16 protein-coding genes are annotated in these 16,677 nt (G+C 62.7%); 3 read left to right on the forward strand and 13 right to left on the reverse strand.

Annotated features, from left to right (window positions below):
* Window positions 1-153: 153 nt before the first annotated feature.
* The 9 genes from NKJ40_RS25415 to NKJ40_RS25455 all read right to left on the reverse strand — a co-directional run bounded on the left by NKJ40_RS25415 (window position 154) and on the right by NKJ40_RS25455 (window position 9,612).
* The gene (locus NKJ40_RS25415; RefSeq protein WP_352468434.1) at window positions 154-507 is read right to left on the reverse strand and encodes a DUF1428 domain-containing protein; all 354 of its coding nucleotides are present in this window, start codon (window positions 505-507) and stop codon (window positions 154-156) included.
* A 56-nt stretch (window positions 508-563) separates the two neighbouring features.
* On the reverse strand, window positions 564-992 hold the full coding sequence (locus tag NKJ40_RS25420) for a VOC family protein (RefSeq protein ID WP_352468435.1): 429 nt from the start codon (window positions 990-992) through the stop codon (window positions 564-566).
* Between the two features lie 128 nt (window positions 993-1,120).
* Window positions 1,121-1,294 carry a hypothetical protein gene (locus NKJ40_RS25425; RefSeq protein ID WP_352468436.1) on the reverse strand — a complete coding sequence of 58 codons (174 nt, stop codon included), beginning with the start codon at window positions 1,292-1,294 and terminating at the stop codon, window positions 1,121-1,123.
* A 213-nt stretch (window positions 1,295-1,507) separates the two neighbouring features.
* The gene (locus NKJ40_RS25430) at window positions 1,508-1,897 is read right to left on the reverse strand and encodes a nuclear transport factor 2 family protein (protein WP_352468437.1); all 390 of its coding nucleotides are present in this window, start codon (window positions 1,895-1,897) and stop codon (window positions 1,508-1,510) included.
* A 98-nt stretch (window positions 1,898-1,995) separates the two neighbouring features.
* Complete coding sequence (locus tag NKJ40_RS25435; protein WP_352468438.1) at window positions 1,996-3,525, reverse strand: ABC-F family ATP-binding cassette domain-containing protein; 1,530 nt, start codon at window positions 3,523-3,525, stop codon at window positions 1,996-1,998.
* Between the two features lie 298 nt (window positions 3,526-3,823).
* Complete coding sequence (locus NKJ40_RS25440; protein ID WP_352468439.1) at window positions 3,824-4,384, reverse strand: hypothetical protein; 561 nt, start codon at window positions 4,382-4,384, stop codon at window positions 3,824-3,826.
* Window positions 4,385-4,413: 29 nt separating this feature from the next.
* Complete coding sequence (locus NKJ40_RS25445) at window positions 4,414-4,890, reverse strand: hypothetical protein (protein WP_352468440.1); 477 nt, start codon at window positions 4,888-4,890, stop codon at window positions 4,414-4,416.
* A gap of 62 nt (window positions 4,891-4,952) precedes the next feature.
* Window positions 4,953-8,252 carry an excinuclease ABC subunit UvrB gene (gene uvrB, locus NKJ40_RS25450; RefSeq protein WP_502903757.1) on the reverse strand — a complete coding sequence of 1,100 codons (3,300 nt, stop codon included), beginning with the start codon at window positions 8,250-8,252 and terminating at the stop codon, window positions 4,953-4,955.
* A gap of 112 nt (window positions 8,253-8,364) precedes the next feature.
* A complete protein-coding gene (locus NKJ40_RS25455; RefSeq protein WP_352468441.1) occupies window positions 8,365-9,612 on the reverse strand; it encodes a hypothetical protein in 1,248 nt (415 codons plus the stop codon).
* 143 nt (window positions 9,613-9,755) lie between these two features.
* On the opposite strand from NKJ40_RS25455, the gene NKJ40_RS25460 reads away from it, so the two are divergent.
* Both NKJ40_RS25460 and NKJ40_RS25465 read left to right on the forward strand, forming a co-directional pair.
* The gene (locus NKJ40_RS25460) at window positions 9,756-10,808 is read left to right on the forward strand and encodes a CapA family protein (RefSeq protein ID WP_352468480.1); all 1,053 of its coding nucleotides are present in this window, start codon (window positions 9,756-9,758) and stop codon (window positions 10,806-10,808) included.
* 60 nt (window positions 10,809-10,868) lie between these two features.
* Window positions 10,869-11,840 (forward strand): hypothetical protein, encoded by a 972-nt coding sequence (locus NKJ40_RS25465; protein ID WP_352468442.1) that lies wholly within the window; start codon window positions 10,869-10,871, stop codon window positions 11,838-11,840.
* 13 nt (window positions 11,841-11,853) lie between these two features.
* Here NKJ40_RS25465 and NKJ40_RS25470 read toward each other — a convergent pair whose 3' ends face one another.
* Window positions 11,854-12,348 (reverse strand): YegJ family protein, encoded by a 495-nt coding sequence (locus NKJ40_RS25470; protein ID WP_352468443.1) that lies wholly within the window; start codon window positions 12,346-12,348, stop codon window positions 11,854-11,856.
* Between the two features lie 195 nt (window positions 12,349-12,543).
* Here NKJ40_RS25470 and NKJ40_RS25475 point away from each other — a divergent pair, with 195 nt between their 5' ends.
* Entirely contained in the window at window positions 12,544-14,166 is a 1,623-nt protein-coding gene (locus tag NKJ40_RS25475) for an FAD-binding oxidoreductase (RefSeq protein WP_352468444.1), read from the forward strand.
* Between the two features lie 8 nt (window positions 14,167-14,174).
* Here the strand turns inward: NKJ40_RS25475 and NKJ40_RS25480 are convergent, their stop codons facing one another.
* From NKJ40_RS25480 to NKJ40_RS25490, 3 genes are all read right to left on the reverse strand, one after another.
* Window positions 14,175-14,690 carry a hypothetical protein gene (locus tag NKJ40_RS25480; protein ID WP_352468445.1) on the reverse strand — a complete coding sequence of 172 codons (516 nt, stop codon included), beginning with the start codon at window positions 14,688-14,690 and terminating at the stop codon, window positions 14,175-14,177.
* A gap of 160 nt (window positions 14,691-14,850) precedes the next feature.
* Window positions 14,851-15,981, reverse strand: a complete 1,131-nt coding sequence (locus NKJ40_RS25485; protein WP_352468446.1) for a hypothetical protein — start codon at window positions 15,979-15,981, stop codon at window positions 14,851-14,853.
* Between the two features lie 6 nt (window positions 15,982-15,987).
* On the reverse strand, window positions 15,988-16,422 hold the full coding sequence (locus tag NKJ40_RS25490; protein ID WP_352468447.1) for a hypothetical protein: 435 nt from the start codon (window positions 16,420-16,422) through the stop codon (window positions 15,988-15,990).
* Between the last annotated feature and the right edge of the window lie 255 nt (window positions 16,423-16,677).

A 16,677-nucleotide genomic window follows, 5' to 3' on the forward strand; every position in this document is an offset into this window, starting at 1 on the left:
TGATGCGAAAGCTCATCATCCTCGCAAACGCTCTCCTCAAGGCGCAGCGAAAATGGGCCCCTAAAACCCCTTGATCAAAACGGATACTTTAGATTCTTGTTTTGACGCATGTCGTTACCGCAAAACCGCTGCACACTTTTGCGCGACATGCATTCAAAGCTCCATAAACGGCTGAAAGCCGCCGAAGATCATGCGCTTGCCGTCGAACGGCATGGTCGACCAGTCGGCCTTCAGGCGCTCATCGGCCATCACCTTGGCCATCACTGCGTCGCGGCTCTGCCTGGATTCATAGACGATCCATGAGAAGATGACGATCTCGTCGTCCTTGGCCTGCACGGCGCGCGGGAACGAGGTGATCTCGCCATAGGGCACGTCGTCGCCGACGCATTCGACATAGGCAAGCGCGCCATGCTCCTTCCAGACGGCGCCGGCGGTTTCCGCCAGCTTCTTGTAGGCATCGAGCTTTGCCTTCGGCACGGCAAGTACGAAACCATCGACATAAGACATTGGATTTCCTCCTGGGTAGGTTTTCCTCCTCCCGCAAAGGGCGAAGGAAGAATGTGCTAAGCCTTCTTCACCGGTGCGTTCATCGCCCATTCGACGCCGAACGGATCACGCATATTGCCCCAGCGGTCGCCCCAGAACATCACCTGCAACGGCACGACTTCCTCACAGCCTGCCTCGATGGCCCGCTTCCACCAGGTGTCGATGTCGTCGCTGCCGAGATGGAGCTGCATGGTGTAGCCCTGCGGCTTCACAGCGGCCATTCCATGCTCGGGATAGAAGTCGGAAAGCATCAGGGTCGAACCGTTGACGTGGAGATGGATATGCATGGTGCGGCCCTGTTCGTCCGGCGGATAGGCAAAGACCTGCTCGGCACCGAAGGCCTTTTGGTAAAATTCTGCGGCTTTGAAAGCGCCGTCCAGCTGAAGGTAGGGCGTCAATCCGCCAAGCACTTTGGCGGCGGGCTGGGTCTGCGGCTGGTCATTCATGTCATGCTCCTCCTTGCGTCTGGTTTGCCTTTGCGAACCACAGGACGAACGGAACGGCGACGATCCTACACGGCCGATGGTTTTTTGGATTCGAAATGGCGCCTGCCGCGACGGCCAACTGCCACCTTTCAACCTTCGATGCGAATCCGCGGGCTGTTTTGCGCGTCGTCGACGATTTCCGGCCAGCCGATATCTTTGCGCAGCTCGATCGGCAATGAAAGGATGGCGCGTTCGCTGCGATAACGGGCGCGAGCCGCCGAGTAACGCGTTACGGCGTGACCTATGGATGACAGAATAGACATGATGCTTTCTCCTCGATTGGCGCCGGCATCACCGTGTCGGCGTCCCAAGGACGTGGCATGCGATCATCATCCGACAGGGCGCCGGAATTTTTTTCCGCAAGGCCGGATTCAGTCGAAGACGGCGTTACTCACCCGCCGGGAACCGAGCGACGACCGCCAAGTCAGCGCACATCCAACCGGAAGCTGAGCTGCGTGCCGTCCGACGGACTGGACTCAGATGACAGATGCGGCCAGAGCGGTGTCGTAATATTCCACCAGTTCGATGATTTTGCCGTCGCGTACCGTCCAGAAATCGGCGGTGCGCAGGACAAACTCGTCACCGGTGGTTCGGCTCGTCAAATGGATCTCGACCTGCGCAGCAACCTTGTCGCCGCCGTCGATGATCTCGACCGGCATGAAGCGCCGGTATTCGAAATCGCTGTCCAGCGCCACAAGCCGGGCAAGAAACTCCTGCTTGCCGCGGGCCACTCCGGCATAGCGCGACTGCACCGGATCGGCGATCCAGCGAAAGACGACATCATCGGCGCAGTCGACCAGCGCGCCCTCGATGTCACGTTTTGCATAGGCATCATACAGCTTCTTGACGACGTCCGCGCCACGCATGACCGGTTTCCTCCCTCGGTTTGCAAGACCTCAGGATGCGCCTTTTCCGGCGAGCGGGAAAGTGTGCCGAGCCGCTCGCCATTCATGGGGCAAAATCGTCAACCGCCTGCCTCGGCAACCTCCCGGAAGAACCCTTCCGGGCTGTCGACCTCGGTCAGCCGCCGTTTCTCGATCAGCCAGAAGCGGTTGCCGACCGCGCGGATGAAGGAGCGGTCGTGCGAGGCAAGCAGGCAGCTCGCCTGATGTTCCAGCAATTCCGCTTCCAGCGCCTCCTGGCCATCGATATCGAGGTGGTTGGTCGGCTCGTCGAGCAAATAGAAATTGGGATTGGCGAGCCTGAGCGCCAGCATCATCAGCCGCGCCTTTTGCCCGCCCGACAGCACGCCGATCCTGCGCTCCTGCATGTCGATGCTGACGCCGGCGCCCGCGAGCAGCGAGCGGGCGCGCTGCTCGCCGACATCGAATCTGCCCGAGAGCATCGCCAGCGGCGTGTCGTCGCCGCCGATGCCCGACAATGCCTGGTCGCTATAGCCGAGCACGGTCGACGGCGTCACCTTCAGGCCTTGCGCTGCCGTTTGCGGCTCGACGATGGCATTCCGGATCAGGCCGATCAGCCGTGACTTGCCGACACCGTTACGGCCGAGCAGGACGATGCGGTCTCCTTGGCAGATGTGGCGCTTGCCGGTCCTGAACAGCAGCGTGCCGTCGGGCGTTTCCACCGCCGCGTCGTCGAGCGTGATCAGCACCTTGGCATGGCTGCCGCGATTGGCGAGCTTGATCGCGCCCGCCGATTTCTCACGATGCGCCGGGGCCGCCGCATCTTCCAGGCGCTCGGCGCGCTGGTTGAGCTGCTTGGTCTTGACCGTCAAAAGGTCGCTGCCCGAATTGATGCCGATATTGTTGAGCTTGGCGGCCTGCCGGCGCAATTGCTGCGCTACTTTCATGTCGCGTTGGAACTTTCGCTCCGTCGAGGCGTCGACTTCGCCCAACGCGTCCCTGGCCCGTGAGTAGGGCAAGGCAAACACCGGCGACTGCTCAGGGCGCAGGAACAGCGTCCGGTTGGTCGTCGCGTCGAGAAACGCCCGGTCGTGGCTGGCGATCACCACCGGCACCTCGCGCGGCAGCGCGTTCAGCCAAGCTTCGAGCTGGCTGATCTTGGCCAGGTCGAGGTGATTGGTTGGCTCATCGAGAAGCAGGACATCCGGATCGGTGACCCAGACGCGGGCGATCAGCGCCAGCCTTTGCCAGCCGCCGCTCAAGGCCCGCATCGGCCGGCCGCGCATCGGCTCCGGCACGTCAAGCGAGTCAAGAACGACGTCGACGCGCCATTGCTCGCTATCGGCCTGGTCGGGCGGCAAGGCATCGGCCACCACCTGCTGAAAGCTGCGCTCGGCCAATGTCGCGGGAACCGCCTGCTCGACATGGCCGATGCGCAGGCCGCGCGTGCGGGTGATGTCGCCGGTGGTCGGCTCCATCTCGCCGGTGAGGCATTTGAGCAAGGTGGATTTGCCCCGGCCATTGGCGGCGACGATGCCGAGCCGGTCGCCGGTGCCGATGGTGAGGTCGAGATTGGAAAACAGCGGCGCACTCATGGTGACGCCGAGGGACTTGAGGCTGATCAGGGCCATTTTGAATTCTCTGGTCTGTCCGGAGAAAACTCCGGTTCAATGCACTTTGACGGTGCGCAAGCTGGCCATCAGGCTCGGCGTTGCAGCACCACGAAGGGCAGACCAAGAAAATCGAAGCGGGAAGAAAAACCCGGACCGTCTCTGGTCAGCCCTGCAAGCAAGCTCGCAGGGCAGAGACAGGGCCGCGCTGACGGTGGTGGTCGAAAGACACGCAGCCCTCCTTTCAAGACGGTCGAGTGTGCGGAGCGATTACACCAAAGGCGGGGTGGGTTGCAAGTGTGTCCTCTGCAGGCAGGCCTTAGTCTGGCAGAGGGAATATAAAGTCACCCTTGGTTCGCTGGATTTCCTGTGGCGTTTCGAAGTGAATCTCCATCAGGATCGGTTCTTCCGGTCCCTTGAAGAAATGAAGTTCGGCATGAGGGAGCACGAGCCGACGGACAGTTTCATATCCGCTTTCCATCTTATATTCCTCGGCTTGCAGCCCTAGACTTGCGAGGAGCGTCTTGGCGGCCGAAAACGTCATGGCTGGACTAAAGCCGTCGAGATCGATTTGGCTGTTGCCGCTCCATTTCAAAGGCAAGGACTTGGGCACATGAGGCATGTGCCAAAGTTTGATGCTGATACGGTGCACTCGCGCTCGATCGCGCCTGATCAAAATGTTGATTTCCAGATCGCCATAACCCAGAAGAAAGCCGCATGGCTGATCCTGATAGACATACAGCCATTTCGGAAAGCCAAGGTGTTTCTGCACCGGTCCAAGATCGGCGCCAGCCCGCAAAGGCGTGTCTTTACTGCCTAAAATCAGGGGCAGAATGTGGAGTTTGCCTTGTTGCCGCATCGAACCTAGGTTTGCTGCCAATTGTTGTCGTAGGTTGGATACTCGGCCTTTCAGCCCCGCCTGATCCCTTCGGCCCAAGCCACCAGGTCGTCTTCGCTGTTGCGCAGCCGCTTCATGACTCGTTGCATGGGCCAGCAAGTAACGCCGCTTCCGACTTCGAGAGCCGCGTTAATTTCCCCTTCGGGATCGTCGTCATTCGTCAGCCAATGCCCGCTGAGTTCCTTGCGAAGCACCTCGCCACAGTAGCATCCCAATGCAAACAAACGCGGCCCGATATCTTGTGATATCAAACCGCCGGAGATGGGCTCTCCATCCTTCGTCTGCTCGCGAAAAAACCGTTCCACCTCGGATATGCTCTGCGGTGAGAAATCCGCGCCGAAGCCCGAACTTTGCAGTGCGTTGGATATCCACTGCGCGGCTATCGGAATGTCGTCTTGCAAGCGCCGCGGCGCGCTTGTTGTTTGAGACGCCGCGCGGGACGGCAAGAACCCTGCGGCGAGAAGCCCAAAGAAACGGCGTGTTATCATCTGTAGCCACCCAGCCGATGGCGAGAAGATACATGCGGCGCTCAAGTAACGCCACGGCAGAATTACCGTCCCGGCCGACCAGTCTTGCCGGGTCGGCGCTTTTCGCGGCGAGCGTCGCCCGGATCCTCGTAGGAACCAATGCCGGCGCGCTGGCGAACGATCGGCTTGGCGGAATCGTCGCGTTCCTTCGCGCCCCCCTCTGCCCTGCCGGGCATCTCCCCCGCAAGGGGGGAGATTGGCTGTGGTTTCGCCGGCTCTTTTCCCTCGACCGGCTTCTCGGTCCGCCGCACCGTCATCTCATCGAGCGAGTTCTTCTTGAACAGCGGTTTGGTCGAGTCGCCGGGGATGCCGAAATCGGAGCCGTGCGCCTCTTCGGCCGACTGTTTCTTGAACAGCGAACGGGACACCGCCCCGGCCGGCGTCGGCATGTCGGTGCCCGGGCCCATGGCGTCGAGCGAAGGTTTTGCGAATAGCGGCTTCTTGACCGGCACGGCGCCGTCGGCGCCCATCTCGTCGAGCGCGGGCTTGCGGAAGAGGTTGGGCCGGGCAGCCTTGGCCGCTTCTTCGGTGGCACGTGCCTCGTCGAGCTTGCGGAAACGCTCCTGTTCCTCTGACGTACGATGTTTGGCCACGCCCTTGTTGTGCTTGCCCTTTTCGCGGCCCGAAACCGGGCTTTCCATGTCGGCGTATTTGGCGAGTGGGTCGTCGGAGATGGACAGCTCCATCTCGCGCAGCCGCTTGATCTCGTCGCGGATGCGGGCCGCCTTCTCGAAGTCGAGATTGGCGGCGGCGTCGCGCATCTGCTTGTCCATCGCGTCGAGATGGGCTTTCAGATTGTTGCCCATCATGGCGCCGGCGCTGTCGGTGAACTGCGAGATGTCGGCGCGGACATGATCCTTCTCGTAGACCGAGTCCAGAATGTCGGAGATGCGCGACTTGACCGATTCTGGGGTGATGCCGTTGGCCGCGTTCCACTCCATCTGCTTCTCGCGACGGCGGTTGGTTTCCGCCATCGCCCGCTCCATCGAGCCGGTGACCTGGTCGGCGTAGAGGATGACCTTGCCGTCGACGTTTCTGGCGGCGCGGCCGATGGTCTGGATCAGCGATGTCTCCGAGCGCAGGAAGCCTTCCTTGTCGGCATCGAGAATGGCGACGAAGCCGCATTCGGGAATGTCCAGGCCTTCGCGCAACAGGTTGATGCCGACCAGCACGTCGAAGGCGCCGAGGCGCAGGTCGCGCAGGATCTCGATGCGCTCCAGCGTGTCGATGTCGGAGTGCATGTAGCGCACGCGAATGCCTTGCTCATGCAGATATTCGGTCAAATCCTCGGCCATGCGCTTGGTCAATACGGTGACCAGCGTGCGGTAGCCGGCCCTCGTGGTTTCGCGGATTTCGCCGACGACGTCGTCGACCTGTGTCTTGGCCGCGCGCACCTCGACCGGCGGGTCGATGAGGCCGGTCGGACGGATGACCTGCTCGGCGAAGACGCCGCCGGACTGCTCCATCTCCCAACCGCCGGGCGTCGCCGAAACCGCGACGGAAAGCGGGCGCATGGCGTCCCACTCCTCGAAGCGCAGCGGCCGGTTGTCCATGCAGGACGGCAGGCGGAACCCATATTCGGCCAGCGTCGCCTTGCGGCGAAAGTCGCCGCGATACATGCCGCCGATCTGCGGTATGGTGACGTGGCTTTCGTCGACAAAGACCAGCGCATTGTCGGGAATGTATTCGAACAAGGTCGGCGGCGGATCGCCCGGCTGGCGGCCGGTCAGATAGCGCGAGTAATTCTCGATGCCGGCGCAGGAACCGGTCGCCTCAAGCATCTCCAGATCGAAGCGGGTGCGCTGCTCCAGGCGCTGCGCTTCCAGCAACCGACCGGCCCGTTCGAGTTCGACCAGCCTGTGCTTGAGCTCTTCCTTGATCGACTTGATGGCTTGATTCAAGGTCGGGCGCGGCGTGACATAGTGCGAATTGGCGTAGATCTTGACGCTCTTCAGCTCGCCGGTCTTCTGACCGGTCAGCGGATCGAATTCGGTGATCGCCTCGATCTCGTCGCCGAACAGCGAGATGCGCCAGGCGCGGTCCTCGAGGTGGGCCGGGAAGATCTCGATCGTGTCGCCGCGCACCCGGAATGAGCCGCGGACGAAGTTGATGTCCTGGCGCTTGTATTGCTGGGCGACGAGGTCGGCGAGCAACGCGCGCTGGTCGAGCCGGTCGCCGATCTGCATCTGGAAGGTCATCGCCGTATAGGTCTCGACCGAGCCGATACCATAGATGCAGGAGACCGAGGCGACGATGATGACGTCGTCGCGCTCGAGCAGCGAGCGCGTCGCCGAATGGCGCATCCGGTCGATCTGCTCGTTGATCGAGGATTCCTTCTCGATGTAGGTGTCGGTCCGCGGCACATAGGCCTCAGGCTGGTAGTAGTCGTAGTAGCTGACGAAATACTCGACGGCGTTTTCCGGGAAGAATTTCTTGAACTCGGAATAGAGCTGCGCGGCAAGCGTCTTGTTGGGCGCCAGGATCAGAGCGGGGCGTTGCGTCTCCTCGATCACCTTGGCCATGGTGAAGGTCTTGCCCGAGCCGGTGACGCCGAGCAGCACCTGGGTGCGGTCGTTGCTGTTGACCCCTTCGACGAGATCCTTGATCGCGGTCGGCTGGTCGCCGGCTGGCTCGAAATCCGAGACCATCTTGATGGCGATGCCGCCTTCGGATTTCTCCGGCCGGGCAGGACGGTGCGGCGTCCACAGCACGCCGTCCTTGTGCAGCGGATTGCCGGATTCGATCAGCGCCGACAGCGCCGCGACGGTGGCGGTGACGCCGCCCGAGGCCATGGTCTCGGCCTCTTCCAGGGAGACATCGAGGCCGGCGACAGGGTTGAGACCGGCCGCAGTGCGCTCCCGCGCCGAAGCCGCGCCGCCCATCGAGGTGCCGCGTGCGGTACGGCCGGGGGAAGAGGAGCGCTCCGGGATTTTCTTCGCCGGCTTGGCGCCTTCCCTCCCCCTCGAGGGGAGGGTGGCGGCGGAGCCGCCGGGTGGGGTCGGTGCGTCCGGGCTCGGCGACCCTTCATGTCGAGCGCTTCCTTTGCCGACCCCCTCTGTCGCCTTCGGCGACATCTCCCCCCTCAGGGGGGAGATTTGGCGCCCTTCCTTCTCGGCTTCCTGCTCGATCTGCTCGGCCCAGTCGGCGATCGAGCCGGTCAGCGGCGCGCCGGTGAACTCGGCCTGCGGCGCCTCGGCAAAGCCGCCCTTGTACAGGGGCTCCGAGGCATCGAGGAAATCGGTCAGCGGACTGCGCCGCTTGGGCGGCGAAGCGCGCTCGTCATTCGCCGGCGGCGGCGTTTTCTTGTCGGAGAGTCTGGCCATGGCCCGAATATGGGAGGTATCGGCCAAAATGGAAAGAGCGGAGTGGCGGGTGGCGCGAGGCGCAATTTGGCTCCTGACAGCAGGCTGTCAGGAGTGACGTCGAAGCACTCCCTCAGTTGAACCAAAGCGCGAACGTCAGAAACCCGGCGCCGCCGAACTGGCGCTGGATCTGGTTGAACTCCTCGCTGGTGAGAATCTTGCCGCGCTCGAGATAGGGCGCGATGGCCGGACCGGTGATCGACAGCACCAGGTCGAAGGGCTTTGGTTCGTCGAAGAAGCGCTTCATGTTGATGCCTTTATCGGCGATGCGGAAATGTGGCAGCAAGCTGCGTCCCTCCAGCAGATCCTCGGCCATGGCCAGGGCGGCGAGCCAGGCCTGTACCTGCTGCTCACCGACTTCCAGACCGGTCAGCGGACTGGCGCCTTTCTGCTGCGGCCCGGGCAGCCATTCGCGGTCATTGTCGGTTTCGGCGCGGATGGCTTTCCAGTCCTCGCGCGACAGCCGGATCATTTCCATGAGATGGCGGCGTGCCGCTTGCCGGCGCTCAGGCTCGACCACTTGCCAGTTGATGAGATGGACCAGCGAGATGAAATCGGCGATGCGCCATTCGGACGACAGAATGCCGCCGCCCATGCCACCGTCCAGCGGCACGAGCGTGTCCTGCAGCGGCAGTTTTGCGTGCGGGAACAGCATGTGGAAGGAGCCGTCGAACGTGTTGCTGAAATCATGTGCCAGCCAGAAGTCGGCCTGCGCCATCAGGAACTCGGCATAGCCCTGCAGCCAATAGCCGTCGGCGCGGTCGAAGCGGAAGGCGAGGGCGGCATCGGCCGGCGCGCCGCCCGTGCCTGACAGAGAGGCCATGATCGCCGCGGCGCTTTCGTCCGGCGCGATCTGGCCGTCCTCGTTGAGGTCGATGCCGAGGCGGGTGAGGTCGATGACCATACCGATGTCCGCGTCGGCGGGTACCGAACCCAGCGTGGCTGCGGATTTCTCCAGCCGGTCGCGGAAGGCAACGAGAATGGCGCGGAATTGCTCGTAGGTCAGCGGCTCGGGATTGGCATTGTCCGGCACCGGCAGCCGCATCAGCGGCAGCATGAATGATTGCGGGCTTTCGAAACCGTGGCGGTGCAGGCCGCCGGCCAGGATCTCCAGTGCGGTGAAAAATTCGCCGGCGCCGGCGGCGTAGGTCGCTGCCGGATCGCCGGGCGCGGTGGCTTCCAGCGCGGCAAGAGCACTGTCGCGTTCGGCTACGGTTTTTGCCTCAAACAGGGCCGCGGCTTCGGGAGCCGCGGCGCTGGGTGAAGCCAGCGGCAGGAGAAGAATGATGGCGCACGCCACCAGCCTGGAAAAACGCTTCATCGTGATCGCCCCTTTTGTCGCTCCGCAGTGGATCATACACGCATTTGGTTCGCGCGCCTGTAGCCCTGTGGTTCACCGATAACAGTCTGCGCTTCAATCAATCCGGCTGGCGGTCTACACAAGGCAAACCATTGGGCCGTCGCGTGTCGAACTATCCGCTTTCCTACAAACTGTCGTGGCTGCCGCGTTTTCTCCGGCCTTCGCTCGATGGCGACGCGCGCGGTTTTGCTCCGGCGGCCGCAACCCTGCTCGAACCGCCGCCGGTGCGGACGGTGCGGCTGGCTTTCGTCGGCGATATCTCGGCGGTGGCCAATCGCCGCGCGCCGGACTGCGATCCGGCGATTGCGGCACTGCTTGCCTCGGCCGATCTGGTGGTCGGCAATTGCGAAAGCCCGGTGGTGGAACGGCCGAGTGCTGTTTTGGGCACCAGGCTTGGCACGCGCCACGCGATGAGCGAGCGGTTTCTTGCCGAGGCGCTGGCCGCCGCCGGCATTTCGCGTGAAAAACTGGTGCTGTCGCTGGCCAACAACCATGTGCTCGACCAGGGTATTGCCGGCTTCGATGAGACGGTCGCCGCCCTGGAGCGGCTCGGCATCCGCACGATCGGCACTGCGGCTCCGGTCGAGCGGTTTGCAGTCGGGGCGCTGACAATCGGCCTTGCCGCCTTTACCTTGTGGCGCAATACCGACGCGGCGCAGTTTGCGGGCCGAGTCTCGATGCTAGGCGATCCGACGCAATGGCCGCGCGACGCCGCTTCGGGTGTCGATCTCCTCTGCGCGGTACCGCATTGGGACTGGGAATTCCGGCATTTTCCGCGTGCGAAGACGCGGGCACTGGCACGGCTTCTGGCCGATTATGGCGTCGGCCTGGTCGCCGGACATCATGCCCATGTCGTGCAGCCGATCGAGCCGATCGGCAAGACGCTCGTCGCCTATGGGCTCGGCGATTTCATCGGCACCGCCTTTGCGCGGCAGCCATGGCCCGGCCGCATCGGCGCCATTCTCGTCGTCGACATCAGCGCCGATCCCGGCACGCGCGGGGCCATCGCCGCCTACCGGCTGCATGCCTTCATGCGGCTGCGCGCCGGCGATCACGAGCGGCTTGTCCCGGTCGAAGCGCTGGCGGGAAAATCGAGGCAAAGGGTTCTGGCCCGCCTCGATGCGATCTTCGGTGCCAGGCGCCGACGGCTGCGCTGACGCGGTCCACCAAACCGGCTATCATGCCCAACGCGGGCAGGCTTGTGGCGGCGGTGGGTGATGGAAACTGCGGATTTCATGCCGAGCGAAGCGGTGATCGCCGGCCTCAGGAAGAACATCGAGGCGTATGAGGCGCAAAGAGCTTCGGCCCATCGCCGGACGCGCTGGCGGGTGCCACTTTTCATCGGGCTGGTGCTGGTGTTCGTGGTCTTTGTGGCCTGGCTCTTCAACGGGGTTGCCGACCCGAACGAGCAGTGGTTCTCGACCCCGCATGTGTTCCTCTATATCGGCGGATTCCTGGCGGCGATCCTGCTCTATTTCCGGGCGATCAAGCCGGCGAGCAAATTGCAGCAGTCGTTTCGCAGCACGCTGTTGCCGATCATCTTCGGTTTCATCGAGGACATGCAGTATCGGCACAACGTCAAGCCGAATTCGTTCGACCGGCTGCCGCGCGAGACGGTTGGCCCATTCAACCGACAGTCTTTCGACGATGCTTTTTCCGGCCGCTATGAAGGGTTTCCGTTCGAGCTGTACGAAGCAGAGCTCCGGGAAGGGACGGGCAAGAGCACGACGGCAGTGTTCAAGGGCGTCATCGTCGCCTTCGAGACGATCGTGCCCTTCCCCGGCACATTGGTCGCCGCGCGCCGGACCAACAAAGCCGTCGGCTTCTTCCGCGGCATCTTCGGCAGCAAGATGCAGGAATTGTCCAGCGGCGTGCCGGAGCTCGATGCCGCCTACGAGTTCCGCACCGACAACATCGAGGCGGCGCGGCCGCTGGTGACCGGCCGGCTGGCGCAGGCGCTGCAATGGCTCGGCGAGACCCGGCCGAACGATCCGGCACGCGTGGCGCTCAGCGGCAGTGACGGCTTCCTGCTGCTGCCGCAGGAAAGGAATTTCTTCGAGCTGCCGGATATCCCCACGCGCCTCGACTACACCAAGCATGTCGCGCCGATGATCGCCGACATGGGCGCGATGCTGGCGACAGCGGCGCTGGTGCGCAAGATCGGGGCGAGGGACGAGGAGGCGGGTTAGTCCGGCTGGGCGGTCAGCAATCGAAGCCGCGTTGGCTACGCATGTAGTCGACTTCTTCCTTCGACATCGACTTGAACATCACACAAACGGTGAAACTGCCAACCTGGTGACCGTTTCTGGTGTATCCCCAGTCGGAAATATCGTCCCGGTTGAATTCGATATACTGGCCAGCCACGACGTTGTGGACACTATGTGGCTCATTCGCCAATATCCCCACGAATCCGGTTTCGTTCCGCTGGAACGGGATGACCCAGAAGTGTTCGGTCACATTTCCGTCCTTGATCATCACCTTCAGTTTGAATGTGTCCGTTCCAGGTGGCGGTGTCTGGGATAATGCCAGGAATTCATCCAGGCTGGCACGTGCCTGTGCAGTCGCCGCCGCCATATCTGGATCATCAGGCGCGACTGCGACGACGCTGTCGTCGCCCTGACTGGAGTCCTGAGCCTCGGCGGATATCGGAGCAAGCGCTAGCATCAGGGACAGTATCGCGCGGGACACGTGCTTCATGGAATGGGCGCCCTTACAATGGTCAGCATCATCATGGATCCGTTCGTTTTTTCAATCGTAGCGCGAAAAATACCTTCATTGCAACCATAAGAAAATGCTCCTGATGCCGCAACTGCCGCTCTAATTCTGCTACGCACTCCGGCTATGGTTTTTGCCGGAAGCTCGCGCTATTCCTGGCGTAGCGGGGGTGGGGCTATGGTCGAAGAACGCAAGGGGTTTCGCCTGTCGCGGCGGCTGCTGCTTGGTGCGACGGTGGTCGGCGGCGCGATGCTATGGGGCGGGACGACCGTGGCGCGGCTGGCGCGCGGTCCGTCGGGGCAGAAGAATTCGGGGCGCATCGCCGACATTGATGGAATTGACCTGACGCAGGAGCCGCTAGAGGGCCCGCCAGCCTACGATCCGTCACTGGCATGGCTGACCAAGGGCGGCGACATCAATGATGCCAGCGGCCTGTCGATGACGCCGGTCTACGGCGTCGTCGAAGTCAGCGAGGAAGACCACATTGCGAGCGCGCTGGCCTTTGCCCGCGCCAATGGCCTGAAAGTCTCGGTCGCGGCGGTCCGCCATTCGATGGGCGGACACGCATTCGACGACAATGCACTGGTCCTCGACATGCGCAAATTCAACAGGGTCAGCGTCGATGCGGCGGCGAAGACGATGACCTTGCAGCCTGGCGCGCGCTGGCACGACATCCAGAACCTTTTGCACCCGCGCTTTGCCGTGAAGGCGATGCAGTCGACAGACATCTTTTCCGTGGGCGGCTCGCTGTCGGTCAACGCGCATGGCATGGACCACCAAGCCGGCTCGGTCGCCGGCTCGATCCGTTCGATGCGGGTGATGCTGGCGGACGGTTCGGTGACAACCTGCTCACCGGCCGAAAACACCGAGCTGTTCCGCCACGTCGTCGGCGGCTACGGCCTGTTCGGCGTGGTGCTGGAGGCGACGCTCGACATCGTCGACAACGCCGTCTACCGGACCTCGCGCGAGATCATCAAATCGGACGACTTTCCAAAGTTCTTCGCAGAGGTGCTGGAGCCAAACAGGGCGATCGGTCTGTTTTATGGGCATCTGTCGACTGCGCCGGGCAATTTCCTCGAGGATATGATCGTCTACCGCTATGACAAGGTGGCCGACCAGCCGCCGGCCGACCAGCCGGCAATCGGCGAACCAGGTTCGGTCGGGCTCAAGCGGGTGATCATCAACCTGGCGAAATGGGGCAGCCTGTTCCAGGAGCTGAAATGGTTCACCGAAAAGACGCTGGAGCCGCAATTCGAGAGCTGCACGGTGGCGCGGACGACGGCAATGGCCGAGGGCGAGGCCTGCCTGGTCATGCGCAACAATCCGATGCACGATTCAGTGCCGTATCTGTTCAACGATCTGCTCGATGAGACCGACATCCTGCACGAGTATTTCATCCCGCGGGCGGCCTATAGCCCGTTCATCGCGGAAGCGCGCGAGATCCTGCGCAACCAGAGCCTGCCGGTGCTCAACGCGTCGGTGCGCATCGTCCACAAGGAGGATGTGGCGCTGAACTATGCGCCTGAGCCGGCCTATGCGCTGGTGCTCTACATCAATCAGCCGACCGACGCCGACGGCAATGCCAGGATGCGGGCGCTGACAAGGGCGCTGATCGACGTGACGATCAAGCATGGCGGGCGTTTTTTCCTGCCCTACCAGCTTCATTATACGGGCAAGGAACTGCTTGCCTCCTATCCGGAACTGCCGTCCTTCCTGGTGAAGAAGCGGCAATACGATCCGGACGAGCTGTTTTCGTCGACGTTTTATCGCGCCGTCAAGGCACTGATCGGCACGGTTTGAAGCGCCGGTTACAGACCGTCAGGCAGTTTCGCCGCCAGCCAGTTCGCCGAGCGCTTGGCGATGCCGATCGTTGCCGCTGCGGCGCGGCCGAGATCGGTCTTGACCACGGCGTAGCCGGTCTTCGTGCGGTAGAGCACGGCACTGCCGCCATCGACCGCCGCTTCATAGGCGACCGGCCGGACGGCTTCTGTTTCCGTCGCCGTGGTCTGCGTTCCGACCGCAGCACTGGGCCGGTGGCTCAGTTCCGGTGGCAGCGGGTCTGTCGCGGCCGTGCTGGCCGTCGTCAATGCGGGCTCGGAAGTGGTCGCCGCGAGCTGCGATGACGAAGACGAGTTTTGTGTCCGGCAGATGCCGGAGACCAGCGGATAATCGAAATTGCGCTCGTGCAGCATCTGGCTTTTCATCGCCGCTTCGCATTCGGCGATGGTCGACCATTTGGCGGGCGTCTCGCCGATATACTCGCAAAGCCTGGCGTCGCAATCGCAGCCGACGATGGTCATGGCGACAAGGGCGGTCTTGATCACGGTCTTGTCCCTCCGAGTTGCCTGGCGCATGTGCGCAAGATCAAAGTGCTACGGCGTCATCAATCGTTGCGGAACAAGGCGGGATTTGGCCGCGATTGTGGAATGAGCGTGGCGGAGCATCACGCAACGTCTTGCCGAGGCCGGCTGTGACCGAAAGGCCTCAGTAATCGTAGACGTGCTCGAGCCTGGCGCCCGCCGTCATCAGCGCCGGCAGCACGATGTGCAGCTTGCGCACGGCGACGGTCAGGCCGGTGCGGCGCGTCGAAGGCTCCGCCGGAAGCGGGTAGCTGAACAAGGTGCGTGCACCTTCGGGAACATTGATCTCGTCATTGGAAAGCATGGTGACCATGATCTCGTCATTGCCGCCGATCTCGACGAAGGAGACGCCCTTGCCGATCAGGCGCGGGATCATGTCGGTGAACACCTGGTAGCGCCTGGTGACGAAGACCGTGCCGTCGGCGCCGAGATCGCGCTCCAGCAAGGTGTCGGGCTCGTTGCGCGTCACCTCGCTGACCGGACCCTTGGCCCAGACGTGAATGTCGAGCAAGGCCGGGTCGGTGGTGGCGGCGAGCGCCGACTTGATCAGATCGGCGTAGCCCTGCTTGATGGTGTCGGCGAGGCCGAAGGCGAGCTTGCGTTCGCTGGTGCGGAAGGCGCTGTCGTCCGCTGCCGGCTGGACGGCAAACAGGCCGGCACGCTTTTCGGCATAGGGAAACTGGTACCACGGCACCTGGTCGAGAAAACCGGCATAATCGGCCGCCACCTTGGCCTGGTAGATGTCGACGGCGGTGCGCTTGCCGGCTGTCGCTTCGGTGATGCGGCCGACCGTATTCTCATAGGCCCACTGGATGGCGTGCTCGATCGTGTGGCTGGTGCCGATGACCACCAGCATCTGGTGGTTGTCGAGGTTGAACTTGTAGGTGGAGCTGGCGCGGATGACCATCGCATAGTCCTGCCAGAAGCGGCCGATATAGGAGAGATAGGGAAAACCGCTCGGCTGGTTCTTGTCGACGAAGCCGGCATATTCGCGGGCGGCGTAGACGATGGCCCATTCCGGATAGGTGAGAAAGGTCGATTCCTCCGGCCGCTGGTAGCCGGGGATCTCGGCACGGACCTTGTCGGCCAGCGCCTTCGGCGGGGCACCCTCGGTGACGCCCGGCAATGGTGTTGTGTCCAGCGACGGCGTCGTGAGAAAGCCGTAGGCCAGCCCGGCGATCGGGATCAACACGACAATGACGACGAGCCAGAGGATCGCCTTGATGATGCGCTTCAGCCAGCGGAACAGGAACATGGCCGGTCAGGCCGTGGCGAAATGGTCGTACACACGTTTCGACAGCCAGAACCCGACATAGACGGCGAAGCCGCCGATGATGATGTGCGGCAGGTTGGCGAAGAAGCGGGCCGGGAATTCGATGTCGTTCAAGGAGCGGAAGCCGTTGATGAAAATGCCGCCGTCGAGGCAGCCGGAACCGGTGACCAGGCCGAGCACGCCGTCAAACAGATAGACCGAGCCGAACAGCTTGAAATAGAACACCGCCTGGCGGTGCGAGATGAAGGCGGCCGCCAGCGCCCAGACACCGGAGAAGGCGTGCAGCAAATCGTCATACCATTGCAGCGAGAACAGGCCGAACAGATTGCCGCCGGCATCGTTGAAGGCCGGCACATAGCCGATCGCAACAACACCGAAGAACAGGAAAGCATAGGCAACAGCAAGCTTCTGGATGAGCGTCATGAAAATGTCCCCCTGCCGTTAGCCCTTTTAAACGGTCCCCGACGGCAATTGGATAGTAGCTGATTTTGGCGCAGCGTGAAGCGTCGCCGGCAAAATCGTCAGGCGGGGCCACAAAGACAGTCGGCGCCGGGATTTCTCCCAGCGCCTCCCTGTCAGATCAGGACACGGTCGCGGCAGCAACTCCCGAAAGATATCGCGCCATGCCGGCCTTGATTTTGACGGTCCTGCCAGTCGCCACCCGAGGGCAGCGTCCGT

Origin of the sequence: Mesorhizobium sp. M0119, from assembly GCF_040322615.1 — a bacterium.
In the GTDB taxonomy this organism is placed as follows: domain Bacteria; phylum Pseudomonadota; class Alphaproteobacteria; order Rhizobiales; family Rhizobiaceae; genus Mesorhizobium.